Raw genomic sequence first — 6,533 nt, 5'->3', positions numbered from 1 at the left:
GGACTGCGCGGTAGCGGTTGATCCAGACGGCGGCGAGGATCAGCGCGCCGAGCAGGAAGGTGACCCAGTAGGGATCGACCGCCAGCAGCACCATGGCATTCTGGATCAGCCCCACCAGCAGCACGGCGATGAGGGTGCCGACAATGGAGATCGAGCCGCCGGCCAAGCTTGCACCGCCGATGATCGGCGCCGCGAAGGAAATGACCACCCAGTCCGCCCCGATCGTCGGCTGCGCCGAACCGAGCTGGGCAACGGCGAGCACGCCGGCGGCTGCGGCCAGCAGGCCGGAAAGCACATGCGCCATGATCGTGGCGCGGGCAACGGAAATGCCCGAGAGTTCCGCCGCATGGGCATTGCCGCCGACCGCCAGCATGTAGCGTCCCTCGACCGTGCGGGCAAAGAAGATGACGAGCAGCACGGTCACCACCAGCGGCACAATGAGCAGCAGCGGGAAGGGACCGAGGCGTCCATTGCCGAAGGCGACGAAGGCCGGCGAGAGATTGTAGAAGGGGATGGCCTTGGTGATGCCGAGATTGATGCCGGCAAAGGCCGAGCCGGTCGCGAGTGTGACGATGAAGCCATTGATGCCGGTTCGCACCGTCAGCCAGCCATTGATAAAACCGGCAAGGCCGCCGAAGGCGACGCCGATAATGATCGCAACGATGGCCGGCAGACCCCAGACATCCATCAGCCCACCGGTCACGACAGCGACGAGCCCGCCGAGCGCCCCGACGGAAAGGTTCATCTGGCCGACGCCCAGCATGACCATCTGGCTGAAGGCGACGAGCAGCGATACGCAGATGCTGCGCAGCATGACGAACCAGTTGAATTCCGTCATGAAGGCGGGGGAGGCGAAGGCGAGCGCGATGCCGCCGGCAATGACGCCGACCAGGATGCCGGACCATTGTGTCCTTGCGGCAAGGGAAATCAGCGTCTTCATGCGCGCCTCGTCTGTTCGCGGATGGCGAGCTTCGTCCGGTAGCGCTCGAAGAGGATCGCCGAGAGCAGGAAGATGCCGAGGAAGAGCTGCAGCCAGAAATTCCCGACCTGCAACACCAGCAGGCCGCTGCGGATGGTTGCGACCAGCATTGCCCCGAGGATCGTACCAACCACCGACACCATTCCGCCGGCAAGCGCGGTGCCGCCGATGACCGGGGCAAGGAAAGAAGGCAGCAGCCAGTCGTCGCCGGCAACGCCGGGCATGGCCGCTGACAGTCGTGACGTCAGCATCAAGGCTGCCGCCGCGGAAAGCATTCCCGAGAGCACATGTACGAAGATGGTAATCCGTCCAACGGGGATGCCCGACATTTCCGCCGTGCGCGCATTGGCGCCAACGGCCAGGATTTGCCGGCCGAGCACAGTATGCTTGAAGAGGATGTAGAGCAGGGCGCCGATCAAAAGTGCTACGACCGCCAGTGACGGCACCGGACCGATGCCGCTGCGGCCGAAAGCGCCGAAACTCGCCGGCAAACCGTTCAGTGGCACGCCCTTGGTGAAGATCAGCATGCCGCCGGAAAACAGGCTGGCGCTGGCGAGCGTGACGATGAAGCTGTTGACGCCGGTCTTGACGATTGCGAGCCCGTTCAGCGCGCCGAGAAGGCCGCCGAAGGCGAGCGTCAGGGTGATCGCAACCGGAATGGGCAGGCCTGCCGTCTGCATCAGATAGCCCGCAGCCATGACGGAGCAGACGCCGATCGCGCCAACGGAAAGGTTCATGCCGCCGGTCGCCAGCACCACCATCTGCGCGAAACCGACGACGACATCGATCGCGACCGAGCGTCCCATGGAATTCAAGTTGAAGCGCGACAGAAAGCCCGGCGCCAGGCTGGTGAAGACGGCCCAAAGGATCAGGAGGATGATCAACAGGCCAAGCTGCGCCGGCCCCCTGGTCAGCAATCCGAGCAGACTGTGTCTGCCTGCATCGGGGACGGGGCTATCATTGTCGATGGGTGCCATGCGCTGGGATGACCGGTCTCGTGGAACAGGAGTAATTAGGCGCGGGGCGGATTCGACCCGCGCCGCTTTCTTTACTTGCAGGAGAGGTAGATGTCCTTGAAACTTCCCTGCAGCTTCTTCGTCAGCGCCTTCAGATCGTCCTTGTAGCTGGCGACGTTCTTTTCCGAGATCAGCAGCGTGCCGGAATCGACAAAATGCGCGGTCTGCGGTGTCGCAATCCACGGGGCGTCCGCCTTGACGCTGCAGCCTGCCGCCATCTGATCAAGTACATAGGCGCCGATATAGGCCTGGCCATAGGGGTTTTGCGCCATGGTGCCGGCGACGAAACCGTCGCGGATGCCGTCAAGGATGATCTTGTCATCGTCGATGCCGACAAGCTTGATCTTCTTGTCGCCAAGGTTCTTGAGTGCGGTCGCAGCCACCACCGAGGAAATATAGCCAGTGGCGATCAGGCCGTTGATCTTGTCCTTCTGCGCGGCAAGCAGGGCATTGATCTTCTGGTCGCCCTGTTCCTGGCTGTCGGTATCACCGACCGTCTGCAACAGGGTGACGGCGCCATTCGTCTCGCCGACTGCTTTTTCGACCGCCTTGACGCGCAGCGTCGTATTCGGATCGACGAGCAGGCCTGCCAGATGAACGATCGTGCCCTTGCCGCCGATCGCTTCGATCAGCGCCTTGGTACCGAGATAGGCCGACTGCGAAACATCGGTCGCCAGGCAAAGCCCGACATCGGTCGGATCCTGGGTGCAGCCGCCAAGTGCCACCGAGGGAATGCCGTTGGTCTTCATTTCCGACAAAATGGCGTTGACGCCGACTGCGTCACCCGGAAATACGCCGAAGCCATTGGTGCCCTGTGCCGCAAGGCTTTCCAGAAGCTCGGTCTGCGCCTCCAGCTTCCATTCGCTAGGCACTTTGTATTCGACTGCAGCGATGCCGAAATCCTTGGCGGCATCGGCGGCAGCCTGTTCCCAGGGCGCGAAATAGGGGTGCGGACCGCCCGGAACCAGGGCGATCTTGTTGTCCGAGGCGAAGGCGCTGAGCGGCGCGACTGCCACGGAGCATGCAAGGCCTGCAGCAATGAAACTGCGAATTGTCATGACATCCTCCCGTTTGGGCAAGTCCGGTCCTCTTCCAGCATTGCCGTAATCAATCGCTAACACGATCGAATATCGCATGCAATATTCGATTATTGACTTTTTTGTCATTTTCCCTTTCCATCGCACCAGGCAATCGGCGAGGAGGAGTTGATGGAGCCGCAAGAGAACCTGTCGCGTGCCGACCGATCGAGGCTTCTGCCGGAATATAGGACCCTGCTGGAGGACCAGGACGCGCTGGGCGGGCCGGCGATGGAAACGCTCACGCCGCAACAGGCGCGCGCCGATTCCGAAACCCGGCTTGCCCTTCATTGGGGCGCGAAGGATGCGGTCTCTGGCATTGAGGATCTGGAGATTCCAAGCGGTGATGTCAGGCTGAAGGCGCGGCTCTACCGCGTGGCCGGCACCGCGCGGACCATCCTGTTCTTCCATGGTGGCGGCTGGATGGTCGGCAGCATCGAGACCCATGACGGGCCGGTTCGCTCGCTCGCCAATGCCGCCCATGCCAATGTGCTGTCTGTCGAATACCGCAAAGCGCCGGAAGCGCCGTTTCCCGCGGCCTGCGAGGACTCCGAGGCGGCACTTCTCTGGCTTCAGGGAAATGGCGGAGCGCTTGCTCTCGATGCAGGCAAAGTGATCCTTGCTGGCGACAGCGCCGGCGCCAGCCTTTGCGCATCGCTGGCGATCCGGGCACGCGACCTCGCCATCCCGCTTGCCGGGCAGGTTTTTATTTATCCGGCTACCGATCTCTCCGGCGTGACTGGAAGCCGCCAGAAATTCGCGAACGGCTTTTCCCTGCAACAGTCGACGATGATCTGGTTTGCGGAACATTATCTTTCGGGCGGCATGCTACCCTCCGACCCTCGCGTCTCGCCGCTACTCGCCAGTGATCTTTCGCGCCTGGCACCAACCCTGCTGATCACCGCCGACCACGATCCGCTGCGCGACGAGGGCCGCGCCTATGCACAGCGCTTGATTGCCGCCGGAAATGACGTCTGTTACGAGGAATGGCAGGGAACCATCCATGGTTTCTTCATCATGGATCGCGCAGGAAAAACCGCCCGCAAGCTGATCGGGCGCATCGGGAAATGGGCAGACGGCCTTTGGAACAGACATGACGATGGCAAGCGGGGTGGAGGCTGAAACCGCGGCCACGGCTGTGCGGTCCGAGCCGATCTATCTGACGATCTATCAGGTTCTTCGTGACCATCTGGAGCGGGGCGCGCTGGAGCCCGGCCTCATTCTCGGGCAGGCAAGCATTGCCCGCGCCTTCAATGTCAGCCGTATCCCGGCCGGTATCGCGCTGGCGCGGCTTCTGTCGGAAGGCCTGATCCAGACCTTCGAAGGGCGCGGTTATATCGTGCCGGGCGGCGAGCCGCAGCGCGGCGACCTTTTTGCCGCGGGTCTCGATCTGCCACGCTCGGTCACCGTGCCCGTCATCAACCGCCGGGAGCAGATCTATCCGGAAGTCGAACATGCCGTTGCCGTCTGTCTTGCCTATGGCCGTTTCCTGTTGAACGAGACAGCACTTGCCCAGCATTACGACGTCAGCCGCACCATCGCCCATGAGGTGCTGACGCAGCTGGAGCGCAGCGGCATCATCGAGCAGGACAGCAATAACCGCTGGTATGCCGGCCCGCTCAGCGCCAAGGTCTTCCGCTACCACTACGACATGCGCCGCCTGCTGGAGCCGGAAGCCCTGCGCCAGGCCTACACCACATTGGATAAGGCAGCCCTTGAGGAGCGGCGGCAGAGGCTGAAGTCTCTCGGCCCCTACCCGCAGGCGCCGGAAAAGCTTGAGCGGGCCGAAGCTGACCTGCATCTCGACTCCCTCGCGCCTTGCCCCAACACCGTGCTTCTTTCGGCCGTGCGCCGCAGCCAGCGGGTGCTGATCGCCACCCACTCGACCTTCGCCAATTTCCGCACCGAAGGGGAAATTTCGACGATGATCGCTGAGCATATGCGCGTCTATGACGCGCTGCTCGCCGGCGATATCGACAAGGCCTGCGCAGCACTAGCCGATCACCTGCGCAGGGCGCTCGATCCGAACCTGAAGATCCTCCAGCACTTGCCCGCCATGCCCTCAGGCCTGACACCACCCTATCTGATCCAGGTCAAGGGCGAGCGCTGAGCGCGCTCACCCAAGAAGAGGTTTATGCGCTGGGGACGATAGGCGCATAGGCGGCCCCGTCGACCGTTGCCGGGCGCCCGTCGAGATGCAATTCGCTGATGCGCGGGGCCGAACGCGCGATGACCTTGCCGCGGCGGATGACGGTCAGCCGGTTTGCCTTCAGCCGCAGTGCTTCCACCGGATCGCGCGCCTGCAGGATGACGAGATCGGCGTTCTTTCCCCTTTCAAGGCCGTAGCCATCGAGGCCCATGGTTTTGGCCGAGTTGATCGTCAGCGCGTCGAAGATCTTCTTCTTGTCGTCGATGCCGGCCATCTGCGCCACATGGATCGCCATATGGCCGACCTCCAGCATGTCGCCGGAGCCCATGGAGTACCAGGGGTCCATCACGCAGTCATGGCCGAAGGAGACGTTGAGGCCGGCTTCCATCAGTTCGCGCACCCGCGTCATGCCGCGCCGCTTCGGATAAGTGTCGTGCCGGCCCTGCAGCATGATGTTGATCAGCGGATTGGGAATGACGTTGATCTCCGCCTCCGCCATCAGCGGAATGAGCTTGGAGACGTAATAATTGTCCATCGAATGCATGGACGTCAGGTGCGAGCCGGCAACGCGACCCTGCAGGCCGAACCGCACCGTCTCTGCTGCCAGCGTCTCGATATGGCGTGACAGCGGATCGTCGGTTTCATCGCAATGCATGTCGACGGGCAGGCCACGATCGGCAGCGATGCGGCAAAGAGCTGCGACGGAGGCCGCACCATCAGCCATGGTGCGCTCGAAATGCGGAATGCCGCCGACGATGTCGAGGCCCATGTCCAGCGCACGGTTCAACGCCTCGACGCCCTCAGGCGCACGATAATAGCCATCCTGCGGAAAGGCGACGAGCTGCAGGTCGATATAGGGGGCGACCCGCTCGCGCACCTCGATCAGTGCTTCAGCAGTCACCAGTCTGGGATCGCTGGTATCGACATGGCTGCGGATGGCGAGAAGCCCCTGCGAAACGGCGAGGTCGCAATAGCGCAACGCCCGCTCCACCAGGGCTTCGCGCGTCAGGACCGGMCGCAGTTCACCCCAGAGCGCAATCCCTTCCAACAGCGTGCCGGAGCGGTTCATGCGCGGCAGACCAAGCGAGAGCGTTGCATCCATATGAAAATGCGGATCGACGAAAGGCGGGCTGACAAGGCGGCCGCTCGCATCGATCTCCTCGCCGGCCTCGGCCTCGATCCTGGGAGCGACGTCGGCGATCCTGCCTTTTTCTATGGCGATATCGATGCCGCTGCGGCCGTCGGGAAGATTTGCGTTTTTGATGATCAGGTCAAACATGGCGGCACCGGTCTGTTGAGGTTTCTGGACATGG

6 protein-coding genes are annotated in these 6,533 nt (G+C 62.7%); 2 read left to right on the top strand and 4 right to left on the bottom strand.

What is annotated here, in order from left to right:
- From AC1D35_RS18330 to AC1D35_RS18320, 3 genes are all read right to left on the bottom strand, one after another.
- A partial coding sequence (locus tag AC1D35_RS18330; protein WP_477939392.1) for an ABC transporter permease occupies positions 1 to 940 on the bottom strand: 940 nt, incomplete at its 3' end.
- Positions 937 to 1,956 (bottom strand): ABC transporter permease, encoded by a 1,020-nt coding sequence (locus AC1D35_RS18325; protein ID WP_477854357.1) that lies wholly within the window; start codon positions 1,954 to 1,956, stop codon positions 937 to 939. The genes AC1D35_RS18330 and AC1D35_RS18325, both read right to left, overlap by 4 nt.
- A gap of 71 nt (positions 1,957 to 2,027) precedes the next feature.
- The gene (locus AC1D35_RS18320; RefSeq protein WP_477939390.1) at positions 2,028 to 3,053 is read right to left on the bottom strand and encodes a sugar ABC transporter substrate-binding protein; all 1,026 of its coding nucleotides are present in this window, start codon (positions 3,051 to 3,053) and stop codon (positions 2,028 to 2,030) included.
- A 150-nt stretch (positions 3,054 to 3,203) separates the two neighbouring features.
- On the opposite strand from AC1D35_RS18320, the gene AC1D35_RS18315 reads away from it, so the two are divergent.
- Both AC1D35_RS18315 and AC1D35_RS18310 read left to right on the top strand, forming a co-directional pair.
- On the top strand, positions 3,204 to 4,193 hold the full coding sequence (locus AC1D35_RS18315) for an alpha/beta hydrolase (RefSeq protein WP_477939388.1): 990 nt from the start codon (positions 3,204 to 3,206) through the stop codon (positions 4,191 to 4,193).
- Positions 4,165 to 5,181: a GntR family transcriptional regulator gene (locus AC1D35_RS18310; protein WP_477939386.1), complete on the top strand. Its 1,017-nt coding sequence runs from the start codon at positions 4,165 to 4,167 to the stop codon at positions 5,179 to 5,181. Before AC1D35_RS18315 ends, AC1D35_RS18310 begins: the two co-directional genes overlap by 29 nt.
- Before the next feature lie 22 nt (positions 5,182 to 5,203).
- On the opposite strand, the gene AC1D35_RS18305 is transcribed toward AC1D35_RS18310, so the two are convergent.
- Complete coding sequence (locus AC1D35_RS18305; RefSeq protein ID WP_477939384.1) at positions 5,204 to 6,499, bottom strand: amidohydrolase family protein; 1,296 nt, start codon at positions 6,497 to 6,499, stop codon at positions 5,204 to 5,206.
- Positions 6,500 to 6,533 lie beyond the last annotated feature (34 nt).

This window comes from Rhizobium sp. P1_E6 (assembly GCF_056405875.1).
Note: the sequence above shows the minus strand (reverse complement) of the source record. Positions and strands in the feature narration are given on the sequence as shown.

Coding starts and splice junctions, on each gene's coding strand:
- AC1D35_RS18310 (WP_477939386.1), top strand. CDS start 4,165: ATGACGATGGCAAGCGGGGTGGAGGCTGAAACCGCGGCCACGGCTGTG.
- AC1D35_RS18320 (WP_477939390.1), bottom strand. CDS start 3,053: ATGACAATTCGCAGTTTCATTGCTGCAGGCCTTGCATGCTCCGTGGCA.
- AC1D35_RS18325 (WP_477854357.1), bottom strand. CDS start 1,956: ATGGCACCCATCGACAATGATAGCCCCGTCCCCGATGCAGGCAGACAC.
- AC1D35_RS18315 (WP_477939388.1), top strand. CDS start 3,204: ATGGAGCCGCAAGAGAACCTGTCGCGTGCCGACCGATCGAGGCTTCTG.